Raw genomic sequence first — 22,240 nt, 5'->3', positions numbered from 1 at the left:
TTTATCAAGTTCTTACCAATCTTCATCGTCTTTGGATTTGGATTTACCCGCACCGACTGAATTTCCTGTTCCTGGCAATGTGGGCAAGCTCACTTGCACATTGAGAGCCATATTGGGGTCATCGGGCAAAACCCTCGCCAAGACCGATCCGGGCTTGACCGTCGCTGGCAAACTGCCTGTGACGACCTTGGCCGTGGCGGTGCGGTCGGTGACACTGGTCACCTCCACGCGCGCCACTTCTTTTTCTTCCTGACCCAAAGATTCTTTGGTGTACGGATCGATCAGGTTTTGGCCCAGACTGACCAAGCGGTAGACACGGCCTACCTGCACCGTGTCGCCACCTTGGTTCAATGTCACTTGACCCGCGTTGGCACTGACTACCGCAATCGGATAAATCGCCATGTTGATGACTTGTCCGATGTCGCTGCCAATATCTGCCGCGTATTGACTCAATGACATGTTGCTGTGCAGTCGTCCAGGATTCACATAGGTCTGAGCAAACTTGATCTGCCCTGTCGCAATGTCAAGCACGCGCACATCAATAGAGACCGGTGCGCTCATGCGCGATACGACTCGTCCAGTGACCCGTTGCTGTTGAACCTGTTGTGCCGCAAACTCCTTGAGTGCGGCCAACACAATGTAATCAGCGCCGACGCGCATGCCCACCTTCACCGTCTCTTCGATGGGCGCATTGCGTGAGTTGACCCTGGCCAATTCACGGTTGCTCGAATCCGAATAACGCCGATCAATCATCGCAAACTTACGCGTTTGCGTGAGGTAGGCCTCCAGAGCCGCGGAGACGCTCTCGGCAAAGTTTGCTGCATCAGGCTTGCTGCTTGCGGATCCAACGACGGTCAGCGGCATAACCGCCAGTTTCAGACGCTTGAGTTGTTCGGATGCCTTGTAGGTAGGAATCACCGCCTTGATCTTCACAAACGAACGACCCGAACCGGGGCTGGTGCCAGACTCCAGAACACTGTAAGACTTGACCACGCCTCGGGTAAGGCGCTCAATGTTCTGCTTGAAATCCTGCTCCAGCGTGGTGCTGTTGCCCCGGGTAACCTCACTCATCGACATCGATGTGGCACTTGACATTTTCATGCCGCCCACTTGACCAATGGCGTTTTCAATGGCGTCGATCATTGCGGCAGATGGGTCTCCGCCATTGCCTGTAGCCACCACTTCTCGATAAACGATCTGAGCGTGCGCTGCAGGCAGGCACAAAATCAGGATGCACAATGCCGCGGAAAAACCGCGCATGTGTTTAAGGATTTGGTGCATCACTTGAGATTCAGCTGATTGACCACGACATCAGCAGCCACCTTGGCTGCATTGGCCAGTGCAGCACGACCTGCGTCATTGAGCTTTTCAGCACGACCGCTGAATGTGCGGTTGGCCGAACCAATGCTGCGCGCGAAACGACCTGTCAAATCATAGGCTGTGATGTTCATATTGCCACTGGCGAGCCACAAACCGGTATTGGGATCGTTGCGATAACCATCCACTTCAATGGACGCCAGGATGAATTTGGTCAGCTGACATTCCTTGATCTTCTTGAAGGTGTCATTGCGAACGTTGGCAGGAAGTTGACCCGTTTCGGACTCCGCATACATTTTGGAGAAAGGATCGTTGTCCGTCACGCCACAGTTGCTCACCAACTCTTCCCAGGGCACGGTACTGATCCGGTTGTTTGTCAAAGTCTCGCCTACGCGGTTTTGCAAGTCATCGATGTTGGCCCAGGCCACATACTTGATTCGATCACGCTTGGTTTCCTGAGAGCCACCGGTCACTGTTTTGGCGGTTTGCGTCACCGACACAGCGTCTGCAGAAGCCTCTGCGCTGCCTGTTTTGTTGCTGGCCGAAGCATCTGCGCTGGCGGATGAGCCACTTGTACCTACGGTTGATTCAGCGCGTTTGGTGACCTTGGTATCAAAAGAGGTCTGTGAATCTGCCACCCGTGCCATCACCAGAAACGCAATGTCATCCTGCGCAGACGCCTTGCCGCCACCGGAGGCTTGTGATGTCTGGCGCAATCGGCTGTCAATCATGCTTTCGTTGATGGCCGCCTTGATGCTGACAGTACAGGTACCCGAAAAACCGGATGTGCATTTTTCATCGACCACGTTGACATCAACCACGATGCTGCCAAGGTCGTCGAGAAATACTTTTTCATTGGCCAGGATGTTGTCCAGTTTGGCACCTTGGAGTGAGCCTAAATAGTTTTTCCATGCAGCCACTTTGGCTTTGTTTGTTGCTGTCTCTTTGTTGGAATCTGTGGCTTGGGCACGCACAAATTTTTGCTGTGCCATACCCATGGTTGCCACGCTGGACAGGGCCAGCGCCAACAGAACGGACTTGAATCGGGAAAAGCGATGGAGTTTTTTCATGTTCATTCTTTCAACGTGTTTTGGCACAAAGTTCAAGGAGTCTTGGAATGGCGGGTGCAACTGCATCAAGTCGAACTTCAGCCAGAGCCAATGTCTGTGCATCACGCTTGGCCATGCCACTGAGAAGGTTGGTCAGGGTGCGCGACAGCAGTCGGTCAAAGAAAACCAGATCACGCTCTGGCGTATCGTCTTCAGTTGAGTTGAGCGGTGTGCGATCTTCGTGCGTGCTGGCCGCCAAGACATTCAGAAAGCGTTTGTCTTTCTCGTTGGCATACTCATCAATCGCAAACAAACGAATCACCAGAGTGCGACGAATGATGGTGACGCCGCGTTGGGTGCTGTGGATTATTTTTTTGTCCAGATCACGCAATACCACCTCGAATTTCAGATCAGCGTCTGGAATGGCGATTTCGTTTTGAGCTGCCAGATCGTCATTGAATTTGACGGCATACCGCTTGGCCAGCGCATCGTTTTCCTGAAACGGCAGCAATGGGATGTTCAGGTTGTCGCAAATCGCTGAGCTGGATGAAAAGCCCAGCAACTCTGGATTCAAAATCTGATCGATCTTGTAAGACGCAAGTTTGGCCTGTGCATCGGGATGTATAGAAGCCTTGGTCAAGCGAGCAAAATAATTGCTGCTGAAGCCTTGATCCCACTTATTAAAACGGCCCAGGAAATGTACGAATGCGTTGGCGTAGCCTTTGTAGGCTTCACCCATGAAGCCCACCGCCTTGGCGCGCACATTTTTGAGATCACCACCCAGGCGTTCAAAGCGCAACATGAACGGAAATGAAGACACAATTCGCCAACCGGTACTCTGGCTGAATGACATCACAAGGCCTACGCCTGACATGAAGATGAACAGGGTATTGGCATTTTCCCCGTCTTTTTCCACGCGCGCGCCTACGGTCGTCTCATAGTCGTGGGCAAAACCCACAAGCATGTCTTCGCCGAACTCAATCCCGTTCTTGAATTGGACAAGGGGTGGTTTGAGTTGTGCGAGCAAACTTGCCGTGTGCTTGCTTTCTTCTGTAAAGGCCTTGCTGTCTGAAAGACTCAATTTGCGGGTTTGTCGAACAAACTCGCGTGTCAAGTCGTACCGCGCTTGTGCAGCCCCACCATTGAGGCCGAAGCCCGTCCACACCGGAGGTGTTTTAGGCCGACTTCTGGACGCTGCAGGCTGTGCCTGCGAAAACAAGGGCCAGCTCCATGCAGGCACACTTGCGCATGCCACCATCCAATCACGCCGTGATGGCCCTTGGGTTTTGACGTTGGCCATTTCAGTCTTTGTATTTGCTGCTGAGATCGCTGACCGATGCCTCGGCCTTTTTGATATCGGCCTTGGGCACATCCTTGGCACGCATGGCTTGATCCCACTTGGAGGAAATGATGCAACTCTGGATCAGCGCATTGTTGGCTTGAGTCAAGGCGGGCAAAGGGGCCGCCATCTTCACCATGTCGCCAAAACCGGACATCAGTGTTTGCAGCAACTCGCCATATGACTGCGAAATGATGCCTTGGGCCGCCAATCTTTTCTCTTGCGCCTGGACCAGCATTTGTTTTTGACGCTCATCGAGCGTCGTGGTTTTGGAAATCATCTTGATTTGAGCGGCCTGAATTTCAGGGCTCACATCCTCAAAAACCGGCTTCTCGCCTTTGGTGTTTGATTTCAGGGACTCCAGACTTTCCAGTTGACCCATCAATTGGTTACCGCCTTGCGTGGATTTGATGATGTCGTTACCGATCTTGATGGACTCGGCATTGATTTGACTGGCCTGTGCATACATCTTGCCAATGCGGGTGTTTGGCAATTGCCGCGCATAGGCCTGCTGGGCCTGCTCAATTTGCATGCCGGTTTTGGCAGGGCCTTCCCATTGCTGCCGATAAGGCATGTTGGGCTCATTGAAAAAGATATCTTTGGCAGTGGCCGTGTGGATCAACTGGTAGTTTTGCGAATCGAATTCTTTACGGACGCCATCACCTTGACTGTATTTGCTGCGCAAGTTGCCGGCGCTGACCAGATCACCCAAGGCTTGGCCCAGGTTCTTGGGGCCGTACTCACCGTAAGCGGCCATGCGTGCTCTGAAAACCAGGGCTGTGAAATGTTCTGTGCCGAGTGCCGCTTGGAAGTTGGCCCACCACCGATCTTTGTTGACAGACAACTCGGGGGCCTGCAAATGCAAAAAGGTCAAAGCCATCAACGCATCGGCACGCTCTTGCTGGTCTGATCCTCGCGAAATCTGTATCAGTGCCGCCAATGTTTCTGGCTCTGGGAAAGCCAGGAATGTGTCATAAATGGCTCGGACTTTTTTGGTTTCAAAAGAGGCCTGGAAAAATCTCGCGTTTGGAAAGGTCTTGTTGATCCTGTCATTGCGAAACGCCTTCATGAACTCATCTTGCAGTGCTTCGAGCTCCTGTATCTTGAATTCGCTGGCGATCAACCCTGTATCGATTTTTAAATTGCCCAAAGCGCCGACCTGCTGTCGGCACCATTGGTCACTGGGCATCAAACCGCCACCTTTGGCTGTATTTTTTCCACCACCCATGGTTGGGGCAGCGCCTGTTTGCTGACTGGGCGGCTGCAGCTTTTGAAGCTGTTGCATCAAGTTCCCGAATTGGGCTTGTGCGGCCACCGGCACCAGCGCCAGGGCACAAAGAATGAATCCGAGACGTTGATGTTGACGGGGTTTGTTTTGCATTGTCGTTTTTGATGGTTAATACTATTCATAACAATAATAACCCCAAAAACATTCGGTTTCAAACCGGCCAATACCCGAGTAAATTTTTCGACTATTCAACTGCTCTTAGCTTGGCGTTTTCCGGGTTCAGGGCAACTCCCTGACGAGTCGAATACCCGTGCCGGTGCCGCGGTTGAGCGGAGGTGCCTTTCCTCTATAGGCGCTGCGCAGGTACACCAGCGGCAAATCCCAGCCGCCACCCCGAGTCACCCGTTTAGCGCAATTCAACGGTGCTGAGTCACCTGGACGAGATAACTGCAAGCTCCAGCAAGTTTGCGTCCACTCCATGACATTGCCATGCATGTCGTACAGGCCCCATGGGTTTGGCAAATAACTGCCCACGGGTGAGGTGTAAGCAAACCCGTCATGACAAGTCTGACCTGGCCATTGAGGATGCTTCCGAGTCAAAGCAGCATCCGCAGCATTGGTATGGCGACACTGATCAGATGCCCCTCTTACCCAAGGATACGGTCCCTGTGTCCCGGCTCTGGCGGCATACTCCCACTCAAACTCGTGTGGCAGCCGGTACAGGTGTCCTGTTTGGCGACTGAGCCATTGCGCATAGGCCTGAGCATCATCCCAGCTGACACACACCACAGGGTGCTCATCTGACTGTGAGAAACCAGGGTATCGCCAACCCAAATGTTGGGCTTGAACATAACCGTCTCCATCCCACGTCAAACAACCAGATGCCGCACGATGCCCAGAGTCAAGTTCAAAAGCAGCCCAATGGTGACGGGTCACTTCGGTCTGACTGATCGCAAAAGCGGAAACCACCACGTCTATGCGTGGCGCTTCATCCGCATCCCTGCCTTCTTCACTTGCAGGCGAGCCCATTTGAAACGTTCCAGCAGGCACTTTGACCATGATTGGACAACTGGCGCAATCCTGAAATGTCTGCAATATCTTCGATTCAGCAACGGGAACCGAGACAGTGACCGTCTCCATCGATGGCTTGTCCACTTTGTCTTCTTGATCCTGACTCACCACAGAAAGCACTGTCCCTGACAACCTGTCCATAATTTGCTGGCACCCAGCAAGTCCGCAACAAATCAGCAAAAAAGCCATACACAAGGCAACTCGCCCACTGCTGCAGCGGTTTCGCTGATGACTTTTAAACATGCCCATCCTCAATCACAAGAAGGAGGCATATTACCCAAGCAGCGTTGCACCCATCAGGCTTGATTCGCACGGGCCTTGAGCCAGCGCATCACCGCACCCACCACCGGCAGTTTCTCGTACAGCTCCTCGGCCGCATCCCAATAATCGCGGTGCATCGTCACCAGGCCTTGCTCGTTGAACAGCACATGGCTGGCACCGCGTACGGTTTGCAGGGTGGTGGTGTCAAAACGCTTGAAGCGAAAGCGGAATTCCCAGGTCAGGAAGGCCTGTGACCCGTCCACCACCTGGCCAGTCACCACAAAGTGCGGCTGGTCCAGCGCCACGTACATGTGCCGAAAAATCCGCTCAATCTCAGGCAGGCCCTGCACCTCGTTGAATGGGTCCTTGAAGGTGGCTTGCGCGTCGTAGACCGTGTGCAGCTGCGCCACGCTGTGCGGCGACAAAGTCTCAAAAAACGTGGCCAGATTTTGCGTGGCTTGTCGGGTGTTCATGAGCGGCTTTCCATTCAGACTTACAGCCCCGTGAACTTGCGCACCAGCGGGAAGTACAGGCGATAGGGCAAGAGGCGCAACAACTTCAGCCAAAGGGTGAAACGTTTGGGGAAATGAATGTCGAACTGGCCTTGCGCCCAGCCCCTGAGCATGTGGCGTGCGGCTTGCTCGGGACTGATGAGCGCAGGCATGGTGAATTGGTTTTGCGCCGTGAGCGGTGTGGCCACAAATCCGGGATTGACCACGCTCACGCCGATGCCCTGGTCTTGCAGGTCCATGTAGAGGGTCTCGGCGAGGTGGGTGAGCGCAGCCTTGGTCGGGCCATAGGCCAGGCCATTGGGCAGGCCGCGCCAGCCAGCCACGCTGCTGAGCAGGCTGATGTGCCCGCGGCCTTGCGCGAGCATGCCGGGCAGCACCGCGTGAATCACCTGCAAAGCGCCTTGGTAGTTGACCTTGTCGTGCTGCAGCAGGTCGTCCAGATCCATGGCGGTGGCGCGTTGGGCGCGGTAGTAGCCCGCCGCATACACGACCATGTCAAGCGGGCCTTCGGCCAGCAAGGCGCGGGCAGCGGCCTGTACTTGGGGCCCATCGCTCACGTCGAGCGCAAGCCACTTCACCCCCGCATCCTGCGCGGCCCAGTCTTGCACGCCTTGCGCATTGCGGGCCGACACCACCACTTGCGCACCCGCCTCACGCAGCGCCTGCGCACAAGCCAGGCCAATGCCGGTGGATGCACCCACCAACCAGACCCGGCGGCCCTGCCAGTCGGTGATGGGGGTGTTGAGTTGCAGCCAGCTGCGGGCTTGCGCTTGCGGGGCGGGTGCCGCAGTTTGTGGGCCCAATTTGGGCGTGGCCGTTTCGGCTGTTTCAGTGGGCAAGGCTGCCGCGCCAGAAGAATGGGGGGTCATGCGCATCAACCCGACTTGGCCGCCAAAGGCGTGCGGCGTGTGAACGACAAGGTGACCTCGCCCAGCGTCACGCCCCATTTGCTCATGGTGGCTTTGTTGAGCATGACGCGGTCGTCCATCAGGTACATCCAGTCGTCAAAGTCAACGTGCCAGACCCGGCCATCGACCGGCAGCGCCATGGTGTAGCCCCAGCGAAACGCGTTGCCACTGACCTGGCCCGAAGCCTCGCCCACCACGTCGTCGGCGCGGCCGGTGTACGTGCCGTTGGGCCCGGCCTTGAGTTTCCAGATGCGGCGCTGTGTGGTCCCGTCCGAGTAGACAAAGGCCTCGTCCAGCACGCCTTCGTCGCCATTCCAGCTGCAGTCCATGACCACGGTGAAGCGTTTGACCACTTGGCCGCTGCGGTCGGTGAACACGCCCCAGGCGTCGAGGGTGCCATTGAAATAGGTGCGCAAGTCCAGTTGCGGTTTTTCCTGCGCATACTGTTGCACCTGCGGCCCAGCGCAGCTGGCCAGGAACGGCGTGGTCGCCACCACAGGCAAAGCGGCCAGGCGGGTCAGGGCAGTGCGGCGGTGAATCAAGGCGTTGTTTGGGCGCATGGTGAGCTCCAGTAGTCGAGTGTCAAAGCGGCACACGCCTAAGGGCGGGCCGAAGGGTGAGCCGAAGGATGGGCTGTATCAGACCCCGAGATCAAATCGGGCCGACGCATCAAGCCCGCATACAAAGCCAGTCCGGCCAAAAGCTTGAGCACACAAGGCAGCAGGCCATAAGCCAGGCCCAGCGCCAGCACGGCGTCGGCACCCTGCTGGCCCGGGGCATAACCCCACAGACCCAGCAAGGGCAGCGACAGCCCAGCGGCCAAAGCCAGATTGAGTTTGGTGGCCAGATTCCACCAGCCCATGAAGGCACCGTCTGTGCGGCCCCGCTCGCCGCAGCGGTCAATCAGCTGGTTGAGCAGGGCTCCGGGCACCGTGAGGTCCGCGCCCAGCGCCATGCCCGACAAGGCACACACCACCAAAAACCCGCTCGTGTCACCCGCGCCCAGGGTGACCACGCTGACAAAAGCCAGCACCGACAAGGCCATGCCAGTGGCCCAGGTGCGCAGCAAGCCGATGCGGTCGATCACCTGGAGCCACAGCGGAAACGACAGCGCCCCGGCGGCGAAATACAAACCCAAGAACAACGGCTCCATGGCCTTGGGCGCTTGGAGCAGGTCTTGCACAAAAAACAGCACCAGCGTGGCGGGCACGGCGCTGGCCAGACCATTGAGCATGAACACCATCAACAAGCGGCGAAAACCTGCATGTCGCCACGGCTGCCAGAGGCTGCCCGCCGCATGGCCCTGAGGCGCGGCCCCATCGGGTGCCAAGGCGCTGTGAGCAGTTCGCCGCCAACTGAACAAGCCCAGCGCCAGCATGAGCACCAGCAAAACCGTGGTCGGCCCCCAGCCCCACAATGCGGGCAAAGCTGACGCCAGCAACACGCCCACCAACGCAAAGCCCTCGCGCCAGGCGACCCATCGGCTTTGCGCGATACCGCCGCCGCCCTGTCGCGCCGCCCAGGCCTGGTGCAGGATGCCCAGCCCGCTGTAGGCCAGATGGCTGAGCGTGAGCGCGCAGCCCGCCCACACCAGCAAGCCCGTGGGCGACAAAGCCGCCGCGGGTGGAAAAAACAAGGCCGCAAAACCAAGCGCCACGGCCAGTGCCAGCAACACCGCCGCCACCCACACGGCCCGCCACGAATGGCAGTAGAGCCGATCTCCCCAACGCCCCAGCCACGGGTCCACCACCGCGTCGATGCTGCGGCTGAGCAAGAGCAACGCGCCCAAAGCGGCCAGCGGCACGCCGTATTGCTGGGCATACAGGTTGGGCAAATGCACATACACCGGCAAGGCCACAAAGGCCAAGGGCAAGCCCAGCAAACCGTAAGCCGCTGAGGCCGAACGCGGCACAACAGCCAAAGAGGCGGGCGCGACGTTCATGGCTGCAAACCCTGCAGCAATTGGGCGCGCATCTTGGGCTCGGAGCTGCGTTCATCGAGCCAGATGCCAAAAAACAAACGCGCAAAAGCCAGGTCATTGACCGCCCCCACACGCTGGCCATTGACCCAGAACTCGGCGCCCACGCCCGGCAGGTTCACACCCGTGATGCGTTCGCCAGCACTCACATTGGGAAACAACTCGCGCATGGCCGCCAGCCAGCTTTGTGCCTGGGCGTCAGTGAAGCTGCCCACGCGCCGCATTTCGTCGATCGAGCGGCTGGCAATGGCCGCGCCTTCCAGGCGGCGCAGGTACTGCAGCTCCAGCGCAAACGAATATTGCGCGTACTGGCTGTGCCGAAAACCCACGGGTGTCCACAGCCGCGCGTCATACACCTCGAAGCCCCAGACCCGCAAACGCACAGGCGCGGTCGGCACCACACCGCTCAAGGCGGCCACTTCGGGGCGGCTGTAGCCTGCATTGGGGCTGGACACGCTGCTGGCCTGGGCTTGCGCAGCCCCGTGCAACCCAGCCAAAAGGACAGCAACACCCGCGCCGCGCACCCCCTGTCGGCGCAGCCACAATGCCAACATCGTTTTCAGCGGGGTGTGCATGCGCATCAGCCTGGTTTGGCCAAGGTGAACTGCACCACGTCGATGTTGGCTTCATCGAAAGCGGCTTCGCAGTACGCCAGATAAAAAGTCCACAGGCGAATGAAGCGCTCGTCAAATTTCAGCGTTCTCACCGTCTCAAGTTGGGCTGTGAAACTCTCGCGCCAACGGCGAAGCGTCTCGGCGTAGTCGGGACCAAAGTTCAGCTCGTCCACCACCTGCAGCCCGGCCGCTTGCGCCTGTTTTCGGAACTCACTGGGGCTCGGCAAACAGCCGCCCGGAAAGATGTACTGCTGGATGAAGTCAGTCGAATGCAGGTAGCGCTCAAACAGCGCGTCGTCGATGGTGATGCTCTGGATGCAGGCGCGGCCACCGGGCTTGAGCAAACGGCTCACCGTCTGGAAGTAGGTGGGCCAATATTCTTGCCCCACCGCCTCGATCATCTCGATCGAGCAGATCGCATCGTACGGGCCATCGTTGATGTCACGGTAGTCCTGCAAGCGCAAATCGGCCCGCTGCTGTACGCCGTGCGATTGCATGCGGGCTTGGGCAAACGCCAGCTGCTCGGTGGACAAGGTCACGCCCGTGATGTGCGCACCAAATTCGGTGGTGGCCGATTCGGCCAGAGCGCCCCAGCCGCAACCAATTTCGAGCAAGCGGTCACCCGGCTGAGTGTTGACCATGCGCAAGGCGCGGCGCACCTTGGCTTTTTGGGCATCGGCCATGGGCTGCGTTTTGTCGCCGTCGAACCAGGCCGACGAGTAGTTCATCGTGCCGTCCAGCCACAACTCGTAAAAAGCGTTGCCCAGGTCGTAATGCGCGTGGATGTTCTTGCGGCTGTTGCTGCGGTTGTTGCGATTGAGCAGGTGCTTGACACGGTAGACCAGCCGCCCCAGCCAGTGGCCGTAAATCGCGCCCTCGATTTGCGTGCGGTTGGCGATCAACAGGCGCAGCAAACCTGCCAGATCGGGCGTGTCCCAGTCGCCCGCCATGTAGCCTTCGGCAAAGCCGATATCGCCCGACTTGAGCACCTCGGCGCAGACCGACCAGCGGTGGATGTGCAGGGCCGCAAACGGGGCCTCGTGCGTGCCAAACACCTGAAAATTGCCATCGGGCGCATGCAAGGTGAGCGTGCCGATTTTCAGGCGGGTGAGCAGGCCCAGCAAACGGGTAGCGGCTTTGGGCAAACTGGCGTGCGGAATCTGCGCTGCGGCGCTGGAAGCACCCAAGGCAGTGGCAGGGTTGGCGGTCTTCATCGTGGTGGGCATCCGGTGGGTCCAGGGTTCATCGGGTCACAAAATCGCGGGGCGGCTCGGGCTTGTGCCAGAACGGTACTTTTTTCAGCCACAGCAAGAGTGCGTGCCAGTGGATGCGCGCCACCACACCCAGTGTAAGCAAGGGAAAGCGCCACATCACGCGGCGCAGGGCGGCTGCCGTCGCAGGCTCGAGCACACCGCTCCAGCTGGTGTCGATCAAGGGGCCGTCGTCGTCGGTGTGGTCCACGCGCGCGACGATGCGGTCTTGGCCCTTGTGCTGCGTGCGCATGAAACGGAAACGGTACTCACCCTGCACATCGCAAAAGGGCGAAACGTGGAACACCTTGTGGGCCAAAATCGTTTGGCCGTATTGCGGCTCGGGCAGCAGGTAACAGTGACGCTCACCAAAGGTGTTGTTGACCTCCGCCACGATGGCGGCCAGGCTGCCGTCGGCGCGGTGCGCGTACCAAAAGCTCACGGGCTTGAAGGCATGGCCTAGCACACGCGGGAAAGCCTGCAGCCAGACCTCGCCTGTGGCATCACAAATGCCTTCTTTTTGCAGCAATTCGTCCAGCCAGGCCAGCGCACCGCCGGTCTCAGCAGGGCGGCCATCGCCATGGTCGGCGTCATGGAAGGCGAACCAGGCGCGGCGGTTGATGGCCAATGCGATGGGTTCACTTTCGCGAGCGGGGGCTCGCTCCCACAAAGTCTCACGATCAGTGGAGGACACAGCCTCATTCAAAGGGTCTTGTGTGGGAGCGAGCCCCCGCTCGCGAATGCCGGCAAGCGCCAAGCTGCGCATGGGCAGCATCAAAAACGCCGTGGGGTAAGCGAAGGCGTGGTGTGCGGGACGGTGCCGTGTGTGCCGCACCTGGCCCCAGCCAATGAGCGCAGTAGCAGACTTCATGCGGCCAGTCTGTCCTGAACAGGGTGGGCCTGTTCGTGGATGCGTTTGAGCAGAGCGCGGCCCACTTGCAGGCCGGATTTCAGGCCGTCTTCGTGGAAGCCGTAACCCGTCCAGGCCCCGGCATACCAGGTGTGTTGTTGGCCCTGCAGCAAGGGCAATTTCTTTTGTGCTTCGATGGCAGCCAGGTCAAACACCGGGTGCGCGTAGTCGTATTCGCCCACGATGGTGGCCGGGTCAATGGCCTGCAGCGGGTTGAGCGAGACCACCACGGGCTGCGCAAACGGGATGCGTTGCAAACGGTTGAGCAGGTAATGCAGGCACACCCGCGAAGACTCGCGCTCACTGCTGGCGGCGCGTTCGTAGTTCCATGCGGCCCAGGTCTTGGGGTTCGCGGGCAGCACGCTGGCGTCGGTGTGCAGCACGGCACGGTTGTCCTGGTAGCGGATGGCGCTGAGCAGGCTGCGCTCGTACGTGCTGGGCTCGCGCAGCAGGCTCAGGGCCTGGTCGGTGTGGGTGGCGATGACCACTTGGTCAAAGCGCTCGGCATGGCCGTCGGTGACGATGCGCACACCTTGTGCATCGCGCTCGATCAGGCGCACCGGGGTGTTCAGGCGTTTGTCGTGCACGCCTGCCAGTATTTTTTCGACGTAGTTTCGGGCACCGCCCACCACACTGAACCACTGCGGGCGGTTGGTCACCTGGATCAGGCCGTGGTTGTGGCAAAACCGGATCATGGTCGCCACCGGAAACTGCAGCATCTGGTCGGTCGGGCAACTCCAGATGCAGCCCAGCATGGGCAGGAAATACCAATCGCGAAACGGCTCGCTGAACTTGTGTGTGCGCAAAAAGTCGGAGAGCGGTTGCTGCAGTTCTTTCTCGCGCTGCTCTTTGGCGATGCGGGTGCACAGCGCATTGAAGCGCAACACATCGGCCAGCATGCGCCAAAAGCGTGGGTTGACCAGGTTGCCGCGCTGCGCAAACACGCTGTTCAGGTCGGTGCCACTCCACTCCAGGGTTTTGCCATTCAGCGCCCCCGGCACCTGGACTGAAAACGACATGTCCGACGGCGCGGTCTCCACACTCAGCTCGGCAAACAGGTTGATCAGGTTGGGGTAGGTGCGTTCGTTGAACACCAGAAAGCCGGTGTCCACGCCGTGCGTCACCATGCCCTGCGGCGTGGGCAACGTCACGTCCACCGTGTGGGTGTGGCCGCCGAAATAATCGCCCGCCTCGAACACGGTGATGTCGGCGTGGCCTTTCAGGGTGTGGGCCACGGCCAGGCCGGAAATGCCCGAACCCACAATGGCCAGTTTCAGGCGTCGGCTCATGGTTTGGCTTTCAAGGCTTTGTCGATGGCCGACACCAAGGTTTTGCTCTCGGGGCCAATCATGCTGTTGTATTGGTCAATGACCTGGCCATCACGGCCGATCAGGTATTTGTGAAAGTTCCAGCGCGGCTTCTGGCCGGTTTGCGCGGTGAGCTGTTTGAACAGGGGCGCAGCGCCATCCCCGGTGACCTGGGTTTTGGTGAACATGGGGAACTTCACGCCAAAAGTGCTTTCACAAAATTCGGCAATCTCTTTGTTGCTGCCTTTTTCCTGCGCAAAGTCATTCGACGGAAAGCCCAGCACCACCAGGCCCTGGTCCTTGTATTTCGTGTTCAGCGCCTCCAGCCCTTTGTACTGCGAGGTGAAGCCGCAAAAGCTGGCGGTGTTGACCACCAGCACCACCTTGCCCGCGTACTGGCACAGTGACTGGGGCTTTTCATCCTGCAAACGGTCAAACGTGTGGTTCAGGATGGCGGGGCAGGCCGTGCTGTTGCCGCCTTTTTGCGGGCTGGCCTGCGCAGCTTCCAGCCCCAGGCCCAGCACAGCGGCCAGCAAAGCCATCAACAGGCCCGGACCCCATTGTTTTACCCATGAGTGGTTCATTTGCACTTGAAAATCCATTTTGTGACTGATCAGTTTAAACTTGTTTGCCCAGATTGTCACGCCAGCCCCTTTTCACCGGAGACGCACATGCCCAAACCCTCGGGTTTTAAAGGGAACAAACAGGATTTGCCGCAAAAACCTTGCGCCGTCTGTGGCCGTGCCATGAGCTGGCGCAAAAGCTGGGCCAAGAACTGGGACAGCGTGTTGTATTGCAGCGACCGCTGCCGTGCAGACAAATCCAAAGCCGCCCCATCAGTGCCACCCCAAGCCCGCACCGAACGCTGAGCATGACACACAAAACGGACACCGCAGGCATGCCTGCACCCCAAGCGCTCACGCCCTGCCGCCACCTGGTGCTGGTGCTGGGGGACCAACTGGGCTGGGACAGCCCGGCGCTGGATGGTTTTGACCCTGCGCAAGACCGGCTCTTGATGATCGAGGCCGACAGCGAGGCAGGCGAAGTCTGGAACCACCAGGCCCGCATCGCCATCTTCTTGTCGGGCATGCGGCACTTTGCCAATGAGGCCCACCGCCGCCACTGGCCTTGCTCTTATATGAAGCTGGACGACCCGAGCCTGCCCGGCGACTTTGCCGAACGGCTGGCGCACGCGCTGAACACCCACAGGCCCCGGGCGCTGGTGGTCATGGAAACCGGGGCCTGGCGCATGGAGCGGCTGATCGCAGACGCCGCAGCTCAGGCCCAGTTGCTGCTGCGTTGGGTGAGTGACACGCACTTTTTGTGCAGTCGCGCCGAGTTTGCCAAGTGGGCCGGCGACAAGAAAGAGCTGCGCATGGAGTTCTTTTACCGCGAAATGCGCAAGCGCCACGGCGTGCTGATGGAAGGCCAAGAGCCCATCGGTGGGCAATGGAATTTTGATGCCGAGAACCGCAAAGGCTTTGGCGCCAAAGGCCCCACCGCCGTGCCCCCGCCCGCCCGCTTTGCACCCGACCGCGTGACGCAAGACGTGATCGCGCTGGTGCAAACACGCTTTGCCGGGCACCCCGGCACACTGGACCACTTCGCCTGGCCCGTGACCCGCGAAGACGCACTCGTGGCCTTGCAGCATTTCATCGACCAGCGGCTGGAAAACTTTGGCGCCTGGCAAGACGCCATGTGGACCACGCTGCCTTTTGGCTGGCACGCGCTGGTGGGCAGCAGCCTGAACCTGCATTTGCTGAGTCCGCGCGAAGTCATCCAAGCGGCCGAGCAGGCCTATCACGCGCGGGGCTTGCCCCTGGCGAGTGTGGAGGGCTTCATCCGCCAGGTTCTGGGCTGGCGCGAGTTCATTCGCGGTGTTTACTGGCTGGACATGCCGCACATGGCCGAAGCCAACCACTACGGCCACACCCGCGACCTGCCCCAGTGGTACTGGACGGGCGAGACCCACATGGCCTGCATGCAGTCCACCATCGGCCAAAGCCTGCAGCACGGCTACGCGCACCACATCCAGCGCCTCATGGTCACCGGGCAGTTTGCGGTGCTGGCTGGCCTGTCACCCCAGCAGGTGAGCGCCTGGTACCGCGCCATGTACGTGGACGCGGTCGAGTGGGTGGAAACGCCCAACACCTTGGGCATGGCCCTGCACGCCAACGGCGGGCGCTTCACCAGCAAACCCTATGTGGCCAGCGGCCAGTACATCAGCCGCATGAGCAACTACTGCAAAGGCTGCCGCTACCAACCCGAGCAGCGCACCGGCCCCAGCGCCTGCCCCATGACCACGCTTTACTGGGACTTTTTGATCCGTCACGAGCAGGACTTTGCCGGTAACCCGCGCACCGCGCTCATGGTCAAGCATGTGGGGAAGATGAGCGTGGACGACAAGGCTCAGATCAGCCAGCAAGCAGATGCCACCAGAGCAGGGCTCGATCAGGTTTGAAGAAGGTACAAAACCAAGCCGGGTTTTATAAGCAAATTACAAGTGTTATAAAATTTTAATAACTTTGCTAATATGTGCATCCATGAACCCGATTACCAACCCCTACAACCCCGGCGCAGGCACGCCCCCGCCTGAGCTGGCCGGTCGAGACGAACTGCGCGAAAAGGTCAGAATCTGCATTGAACGACTGCGCATCGGTAATTCGGCCAAAAGCCTGATTTTGGTGGGTTTGCGAGGGGTGGGTAAAACCGTCTTGCTGGACCGCATGCGCTCGGACGCAGAGGGCACAGGCATCCAAACTTTGCGCATCGAAGCACCCGAAAACAAATCCCTTCCTGCCATGCTGGCACCCGAATTACGTAAGTCACTTTTGCGCATAAGCACCATCGCATCGGCCAAAGAGGTTTCACAAAGGGCCCTGCGAGCACTGGCGGGTTTTGCCAAAGGTCTGAAACTCAAATTTGCCGACATCGAAGTCGGCTTTGACTACGAACCTGAGCCCGGTCTGGCCGACAACGGCGAGCTGGAGTCCGACTTGACTGCGCTCTTGGTTCAAACCGGAGAAGCGGCCAAGGCCGCAGGCACCGTGATGGTCATGTTCGTCGACGAACTTCAATATGTCAAAGAGCGTGAGTTTGCGGCCCTGATTTCTGCGCTGCACCGCTGTGCGCACCTGCGTTTGCCCATTACCTTGGTGGGCGCCGGTCTGCCGCAGTTGCTGGCTTTGGCGGGTGAAGCCAAGTCGTATTCAGAACGCCTGTTCGAATACCCACAAGTCGACAAACTCAACACAGCGGCGGCACTGGATGCCTTGCGCAAACCCGCTCAACAACTGGGTGTGGACTACACCGACAAGGCGGCGCTGGCCATTGTGGAAAAAACCCAGGGCTATCCGTATTTTTTACAGGAATGGGGAAAGCACACCTGGGATCTGGCCACCACCAGTCCTATCACTTTGGATGTTGTGGAGGCGGCAACAAAACTGACCATTGCTGGCCTTGATGAAAGCTTCTTCAAGGTGCGTCTGGAACGAACCACACCCAGTGAACGCCGCTATCTGCGTGCCATGGCCGATCTGGGTCCTGGGCCACACCGCTCCGGGGACATCGCCAATCAATTACAAAAAACCGTCAGCACGCAAGCGCCCGTTCGCTCCAGCCTGATTCGCAAAGGCATCGTCTGGAGCCCCACCCACGGCGACACGGCCTTCACGGTACCCCTGTTTCACGAATACCTGTTGCGTACCGTACCCGCCAACTCATAGCGGCACACCCACCAGTCATTTGCGCCGACCGATCTGCTTGAGCACGTGCTGCTTGAAGGCCAGCGCCAGCGGTGAGAGTTTTTTGCCGGCCGGGTAAACGATGTGCCAGGCCGAGGGCAGGGGAAAGCCGGCCACATCGATCACGCTCACGCCGTTTTCTTTCTGGTGGCCATGCAAGGCGTGGCGCGAGACCACACCTACCCCCAGCCCTCCAGCCACCGACTCCTTGATCGCCTCGTTGCTGCCCAGCTCCAGCCGCACATCGGGGCGGAACTTCATGGACCGGAAAAACTGGTCGGCGGCCATGCGTGTGCCCGAGCCTTTTTCGCGCAGGATGAAGCGACGCTGCGCCAACTCGTGCAAAGGCACGGCACTGCGTTTGACCAGCGGGTCGGACGTGGGCGCGATCACCACGATCGGGTTGGGCATGAAGGCCTCGTCGCCCAGGTCCATGTCCTTGGGGGGCATGGACATGATGTACAGGTCGTCGAGGTTGTCACGCAAGCGTTGCACCACACCGTCGCGGTTCAGGATTTCGAGCGACACATCGATGGCCGGGTGCTGCTTGCAAAAGCTGCCAATCAGGTGCGGCATGAAGTACTTGGCCGTGCTCACCACCGCCACCCGCAGCTTGCCGCGCGACAAACCCTTGGCCGCGTCCACGTTCTGCTCGAAGGCGTCCCAGGTTTGCGCCACAGCGCGGGCAGTCTGCGCCAGCTCCTGGCCCACCTCGGTCAGGTAAAGCTTTTTACCCACCAGCTCGTACAGCGGCAAGCCCACCGATTCGCTGATGTCCTTGAGCTGCATCGAGGCTGTGGGCTGGGTCACGTGCATCACCTTGGCCGCAGCGCTCACGCTGCCGGTTTCGGCCAAAGCCAAAAACAATCGCAATTGCCGGAAGCTGACATTCATAGATTTTTATCTATATTCAATGATTGAAGAATCGATTTTACAAGAGCCTCGCCAGTTTCTATGATCGGCGCAAGGAACACAACCATGCACAATCTGATCGACCCGGCCATCCTCTTTTTCATCTTTGGCGTGCTGGCAGGCACCGTCAAATCCAACCTCGAAATCCCGCCCGCCATCTCGCGCTTTTTGTCGCTCTACCTGCTGATGGCCCTGGGTCTGAAGGGCGGCTTTGCGTTGTCGCAATCGGGCCTGACGGCCAACGTGGGCATCAGCCTGGCCGCAGCCGTCGCGCTGGCCATCGTCATCCCGCTCATCGGTTACGCCGTGCTGCGCCGCTTTGTCTCGGGCTTTGACGCAGCGGCCGTGGCCGCCACGTATGGCTCGGTGAGCGCGGTCACCTTTGTCACGGCGGTGCAGACGCTGGAAAACCAGGGCGTGCCCTACGGCGGTCACATGGCTGCGGCCATGGCCCTGATGGAGTCGCCCGCGATCATCCTGGCGGTGGTCTTGGCCAATTCGCTGCGGCAAAAACAGGCCTCGGGCGTGGTGGTGCAGGCAGGCGGCATGGCCGCGCTGGGTGGCCCAGCAGCACATGCTGGCGGATCGGTCGGCAAGATCCTGCACGAGTCCTTCACCGACGGTGCGCAGTTGCTGCTCTTGGGCGCCATGGTGATCGGCCTGGTCACGGGCGAGGCCGGACAAGCGGCGATGGCCCCCTTCTCGGTCGACCTGTTCAAAGGCATGCTGGCCTTCTTCCTGCTCGACATGGGCTTGATGGCGGCGCGCAACCTGCCGCAAGTCAAAGGCCAGTCGCCCGTGCTGATCGCCTATGCAGTGATCGGCCCCCTGGTGCACGCAAGCCTGGCTTTGGCTCTGGCCTATGGCCTGAATCTGAGCGCAGGCGACGGGGCTTTGCTCATGGTGCTGGCGGCCAGTGCCTCCTACATCGCGGTGCCCGCCGTGCTGCGCACCGCTTTGCCTGAGGCCAAACCCGCGCTGTATTTCGGGTTGAGCCTGGGGCTGACCTTTCCCTTGAACATCGTGCTGGGCATCCCGGTTTATCTGGCGGTGGCCCAGACACTGCTGACATGACCCTGGCCATGCCTCGTTTTTATGAGGGTTGTCCCATCGCCTTTCTGACGCAGCATGGCAAACAGGACCTGGTGCGCGAGCCGCTCGAAGCCGCACTGGGCTGCCATCTGGTGCACACCGACGGCTATGACACCGACCAATTGGGCACGTTCACGCGTGAGCTGACACGGGCGGGCTCGCAGCTCGATGCGGCGCGCAAAAAAGCCAACATCGGCATGGCGCTGACGGGTGCATCTGTCGGCTTGGCCAGTGAAGGTTCGTTTGGCCCCGACCCTTTTGGCGCTTTCATGCCCTGGAACACCGAGGTCTTGTTGTGGGTCGATCGTGTGCATGCGATTGAAGTGACCGGCTTTGCACACGGACCTGCCCAAAGCCTGCACCGAATGGTGACCACCCTGCAAGAGCTGGAGCGCTTTGCCACGGATGCCCGGTTTCCAGAACACCATCTTGTGCTGCGCCCGGAACACGCCGAGCACCCCGACATGGACAAAGGCATCCGCGATCGCGAGACCTTGCTCAAGGCCTTTCACCTGGCGCAAGCCAAGTCTGCCCATGGTGTGGTGTTTGTCGAAAACGATCTGCGGGCTTTTTGCAATCCAACGCGGCAGACAACCATCCTCAAAGCGACCGGGGATCTGATTCAAAAATTGCTGTCGGTATGCCCAAGCTGTGACACACCGGGCTACTGGCTCAGCCAGCAGATTCCGGGGCTGCCCTGCCGTGACTGCGGCAGCTTGACCCGATTGCCCAAAGCCGAAATATGGGGCTGCAAAAAATGCGGCCACGAAGAACCGCGCAAAGTCCAAAGCCAGCCATGGGCAGATCCAGCCCGTTGTGATTTCTGCAACCCTTGAAACGCAGGGGGTGGACCTGCGCGTTCACACCGAGCGCATCAAGCCGCCATCCACACGGATGTTCTGGCCTGTGATGTAGGCCGCACCTTCCGAAGCCAAAAAGGCGATGGTCGCGGCCACTTCTTCGCTGGTGCCGTAGCGCTGCATGGGCACGCTTTCGCGGCGCTCTTCTTTGGCGGGCAAGCTGTCGATCCAGCCGGGCAAGACATTGTTCATGCGCACATTGTGCGCGGCGTGCTCATCGGCAAACAGCTTGGTGAAGGCGGCCAGGCCAGCGCGTGCCACCGCCGAGGTCGGAAACATCGCACTGGGCTCGACCACCCAGGCGCTGGAGATGTTGACGATGGCCCCCGCTTTTTGCTGGACCATGATGGGCGCCACCAAACGCACGGCGCGCACCACGTTCAGAAAGTACATGTCCATGCCCAGATGCCACTGTGCATCGGTCAGCTCCAGCACCGGGCCCTTGGGGCCGTGGCCTGCGCTGTTGACCAACACATCGATGCGGCCCCATCGCGCCATGGTTTGATCCACCAGTTTTTGCAGGTCTTCGCTCGACTGGTTGGAGCCAGTCATGCCGATACCGCCCAATTCACGTCCCAGCGCCTCGCCCTTGCCGGACGAGGACAACACCGCCACCTGAAAACCCTCTTGCGCCAGCTTGCGGGCGGCGGCGGCCCCCATGCCACTGCCGCCGCCCACCACCATCGCCACTTTGCTGCTCATGTCGTGCTCCTTTGTCTTGTGTAGAGGTTCAGGGTCGTGGCGCTGCAGCACCTGGCACGGGGCTGAGTCACGACCCTCGATGCACTGTACCCAAAGACCGGGCATGTCACTGTCGCCCGCGATGGCCAGGGTTTCGTGAAGTTCAGGTTTCACCTCAAGGGCGATGAACACACCGCCTCGCGCCTGCGCGGCGCCTGGGTGCCGCAAGCGCATGGCGAAGGCTGGCGCATCCGCTTGCACCATTTTTCCACCGTCCCTGTGCAGCCGCCTTTGGGGTCATCGCCTTGATGCTTGTGGACAAGCTTCGCAAGCCGGGCCTTGTTCAGGGCTTGAGGGACGGGGCTGACACCAGCTCGCTTTGCTGAGTGCCCGCACCAAACGGGCTCTTGGTGGTGCGTCTCAGATCGGTTTTGATGAACACACCCTGGTCAAAATTGATCCAGTAGGTTTCTTCATTGCCAATGTTCGTGCTGCAAACGATCTTGAAGGCGTCGAAGGTGCCCGCACGGACCGTGACCTTTTCATGGCTTTGCACCGTGCAGTTCAGGTCATAAGGCAAGGTTTTACCCTGAGCCCCAAACGTCATGCAGTAAGCCTTGACCCAGGATTTGCCCACTGTGATGGGGTACTCGAATCCCAAGGGCGGGTCCCAGCGCGTGAGGGTTCGGCCATCGCGACCCACGATGGCGATCCAGTGGCCTGTGGGTGTGATGACCGTGTTCATGCCTTGTGAATTGGCGAGCGTCATGACCGGCTGCCCTTGCCAGATCCCGTCGCCCCGGGTGATGCGCAGCACCATGTCCTTGCCATAGCTGCCCGTGTTGCTCTGGGCCACCTCCCAACTCGCACCAGCGGTAGGCGCACGCCAACGCTCTGCACGGGGCCCCCAAACGGCGCAAGCCGTGACGATGGAAGCCGCTGCGGCCATGGCAAGGTTGGCGCGGCGCGTGAACAATTGAACGTGTTTCATGTGACACCTCCGACAATGAAGCGGCGAAGTTGGAGACCCCATGAAGAATGTGATCTGCGAAAACGCATTTGACAAGGCCACGAAGCACGACTTTGTGACCACGATCAATTTTTGTTACGCGTTTTTTTCAGCCAGGCCCATGCCCCAGGCTGCCGTGTGAGGTGGGTCACCCATCGAAGATGGGGTTCTGTGTTAACGAACGAACGCAGCGCACGCT

At 59.4% G+C, this 22,240-nt stretch carries 23 protein-coding genes; 6 read left to right on the top strand and 17 right to left on the bottom strand.

All coding sequences use genetic code 11. The features are described 5' to 3' along the window. Nucleotides 1-12: 12 nt before the first annotated feature. The 14 genes from ACZ5RT_RS15380 to ACZ5RT_RS15315 all read right to left on the bottom strand — a co-directional run bounded on the left by ACZ5RT_RS15380 (nt 13) and on the right by ACZ5RT_RS15315 (nt 14,328). Nucleotides 13-1,281: a CsgG/HfaB family protein gene (locus ACZ5RT_RS15380; RefSeq protein WP_291929571.1), complete on the bottom strand. Its 1,269-nt coding sequence runs from the start codon at nt 1,279-1,281 to the stop codon at nt 13-15. After that, nucleotides 1,281-2,387 carry a hypothetical protein gene (locus tag ACZ5RT_RS15375; RefSeq protein WP_291929570.1) on the bottom strand — a complete coding sequence of 369 codons (1,107 nt, stop codon included), beginning with the start codon at nt 2,385-2,387 and terminating at the stop codon, nt 1,281-1,283. Before ACZ5RT_RS15375 ends, ACZ5RT_RS15380 begins: the two co-directional genes overlap by 1 nt. 10 nt (nt 2,388-2,397) lie before the next feature. Then, nucleotides 2,398-3,666 carry a hypothetical protein gene (locus tag ACZ5RT_RS15370; protein ID WP_464453034.1) on the bottom strand — a complete coding sequence of 423 codons (1,269 nt, stop codon included), beginning with the start codon at nt 3,664-3,666 and terminating at the stop codon, nt 2,398-2,400. A 1-nt stretch (nt 3,667) separates the two neighbouring features. Further along, the gene (locus ACZ5RT_RS15365) at nt 3,668-4,894 is read right to left on the bottom strand and encodes a hypothetical protein (RefSeq protein ID WP_291929568.1); all 1,227 of its coding nucleotides are present in this window, start codon (nt 4,892-4,894) and stop codon (nt 3,668-3,670) included. A gap of 318 nt (nt 4,895-5,212) precedes the next feature. Next, complete coding sequence (locus tag ACZ5RT_RS15360; RefSeq protein ID WP_422169880.1) at nt 5,213-6,193, bottom strand: formylglycine-generating enzyme family protein; 981 nt, start codon at nt 6,191-6,193, stop codon at nt 5,213-5,215. 107 nt (nt 6,194-6,300) lie between these two features. Next, nucleotides 6,301-6,738 carry a nuclear transport factor 2 family protein gene (locus ACZ5RT_RS15355; RefSeq protein WP_464453033.1) on the bottom strand — a complete coding sequence of 146 codons (438 nt, stop codon included), beginning with the start codon at nt 6,736-6,738 and terminating at the stop codon, nt 6,301-6,303. Between the two features lie 20 nt (nt 6,739-6,758). After that, nucleotides 6,759-7,529, bottom strand: coding sequence for an SDR family NAD(P)-dependent oxidoreductase (locus tag ACZ5RT_RS15350; protein WP_464454231.1), 771 nt, complete (start codon nt 7,527-7,529; stop codon nt 6,759-6,761). A 122-nt stretch (nt 7,530-7,651) separates the two neighbouring features. Then, complete coding sequence (locus ACZ5RT_RS15345) at nt 7,652-8,245, bottom strand: DUF3833 domain-containing protein (protein WP_422169878.1); 594 nt, start codon at nt 8,243-8,245, stop codon at nt 7,652-7,654. A gap of 38 nt (nt 8,246-8,283) precedes the next feature. Further along, nucleotides 8,284-9,627 carry an MFS transporter gene (locus tag ACZ5RT_RS15340; protein ID WP_464453032.1) on the bottom strand — a complete coding sequence of 448 codons (1,344 nt, stop codon included), beginning with the start codon at nt 9,625-9,627 and terminating at the stop codon, nt 8,284-8,286. Next, nucleotides 9,624-10,238 carry a chalcone isomerase family protein gene (locus ACZ5RT_RS15335; protein WP_291929563.1) on the bottom strand — a complete coding sequence of 205 codons (615 nt, stop codon included), beginning with the start codon at nt 10,236-10,238 and terminating at the stop codon, nt 9,624-9,626. Before ACZ5RT_RS15335 ends, ACZ5RT_RS15340 begins: the two co-directional genes overlap by 4 nt. A 5-nt stretch (nt 10,239-10,243) precedes the next feature. Then, nucleotides 10,244-11,503, bottom strand: coding sequence for a class I SAM-dependent methyltransferase (locus ACZ5RT_RS15330; RefSeq protein ID WP_464453031.1), 1,260 nt, complete (start codon nt 11,501-11,503; stop codon nt 10,244-10,246). 16 nt (nt 11,504-11,519) lie between these two features. Then, nucleotides 11,520-12,398, bottom strand: a complete 879-nt coding sequence (locus ACZ5RT_RS15325; RefSeq protein ID WP_464453030.1) for a DUF1365 domain-containing protein — start codon at nt 12,396-12,398, stop codon at nt 11,520-11,522. Next, a complete protein-coding gene (locus ACZ5RT_RS15320; protein ID WP_464454230.1) occupies nt 12,395-13,714 on the bottom strand; it encodes an NAD(P)/FAD-dependent oxidoreductase in 1,320 nt (439 codons plus the stop codon). Before ACZ5RT_RS15320 ends, ACZ5RT_RS15325 begins: the two co-directional genes overlap by 4 nt. 8 nt (nt 13,715-13,722) lie before the next feature. Then, a complete protein-coding gene (locus tag ACZ5RT_RS15315) occupies nt 13,723-14,328 on the bottom strand; it encodes a glutathione peroxidase (RefSeq protein ID WP_464453029.1) in 606 nt (201 codons plus the stop codon). A gap of 87 nt (nt 14,329-14,415) precedes the next feature. Here ACZ5RT_RS15315 and ACZ5RT_RS15310 point away from each other — a divergent pair, with 87 nt between their 5' ends. The 3 genes from ACZ5RT_RS15310 (at nt 14,416) to ACZ5RT_RS15300 (ending at nt 17,469) form a co-directional block, all read left to right on the top strand. After that, entirely contained in the window at nt 14,416-14,613 is a 198-nt protein-coding gene (locus ACZ5RT_RS15310; protein WP_291929559.1) for a DUF2256 domain-containing protein, read from the top strand. A gap of 2 nt (nt 14,614-14,615) precedes the next feature. Next, complete coding sequence (locus ACZ5RT_RS15305) at nt 14,616-16,205, top strand: cryptochrome/photolyase family protein (protein ID WP_464453028.1); 1,590 nt, start codon at nt 14,616-14,618, stop codon at nt 16,203-16,205. Between the two features lie 82 nt (nt 16,206-16,287). Beyond that, on the top strand, nt 16,288-17,469 hold the full coding sequence (locus ACZ5RT_RS15300) for an ATP-binding protein (RefSeq protein ID WP_291929557.1): 1,182 nt from the start codon (nt 16,288-16,290) through the stop codon (nt 17,467-17,469). 15 nt (nt 17,470-17,484) lie between these two features. Here ACZ5RT_RS15300 and ACZ5RT_RS15295 read toward each other — a convergent pair whose 3' ends face one another. Beyond that, on the bottom strand, nt 17,485-18,381 hold the full coding sequence (locus tag ACZ5RT_RS15295; RefSeq protein WP_291929556.1) for a LysR family transcriptional regulator: 897 nt from the start codon (nt 18,379-18,381) through the stop codon (nt 17,485-17,487). An 84-nt stretch (nt 18,382-18,465) separates the two neighbouring features. On the opposite strand from ACZ5RT_RS15295, the gene ACZ5RT_RS15290 reads away from it, so the two are divergent. Both ACZ5RT_RS15290 and ACZ5RT_RS15285 read left to right on the top strand, forming a co-directional pair. Continuing rightward, nucleotides 18,466-19,473, top strand: coding sequence for a sodium-dependent bicarbonate transport family permease (locus ACZ5RT_RS15290; protein ID WP_464453027.1), 1,008 nt, complete (start codon nt 18,466-18,468; stop codon nt 19,471-19,473). Next, on the top strand, nt 19,470-20,327 hold the full coding sequence (locus tag ACZ5RT_RS15285; protein WP_464453026.1) for a DUF6671 family protein: 858 nt from the start codon (nt 19,470-19,472) through the stop codon (nt 20,325-20,327). The genes ACZ5RT_RS15290 and ACZ5RT_RS15285 overlap by 4 nt, the downstream gene beginning before the upstream one ends. Before the next feature lie 24 nt (nt 20,328-20,351). Here the strand turns inward: ACZ5RT_RS15285 and ACZ5RT_RS15280 are convergent, their stop codons facing one another. Next, nucleotides 20,352-21,053 carry an SDR family oxidoreductase gene (locus ACZ5RT_RS15280; protein ID WP_291929553.1) on the bottom strand — a complete coding sequence of 234 codons (702 nt, stop codon included), beginning with the start codon at nt 21,051-21,053 and terminating at the stop codon, nt 20,352-20,354. A gap of 135 nt (nt 21,054-21,188) precedes the next feature. On the opposite strand from ACZ5RT_RS15280, the gene ACZ5RT_RS15275 reads away from it, so the two are divergent. After that, entirely contained in the window at nt 21,189-21,341 is a 153-nt protein-coding gene (locus ACZ5RT_RS15275; protein ID WP_291929552.1) for a hypothetical protein, read from the top strand. Nucleotides 21,342-21,375: 34 nt separating this feature from the next. Here the strand turns inward: ACZ5RT_RS15275 and ACZ5RT_RS15270 are convergent, their stop codons facing one another. After that, the gene (locus ACZ5RT_RS15270; RefSeq protein WP_464453025.1) at nt 21,376-22,023 is read right to left on the bottom strand and encodes a hypothetical protein; all 648 of its coding nucleotides are present in this window, start codon (nt 22,021-22,023) and stop codon (nt 21,376-21,378) included. Between the last annotated feature and the right edge of the window lie 217 nt (nt 22,024-22,240).

This window comes from Limnohabitans sp. TEGF003, from assembly GCF_055395455.1.
Note: the sequence above shows the minus strand (reverse complement) of the source record. Positions and strands in the feature narration are given on the sequence as shown.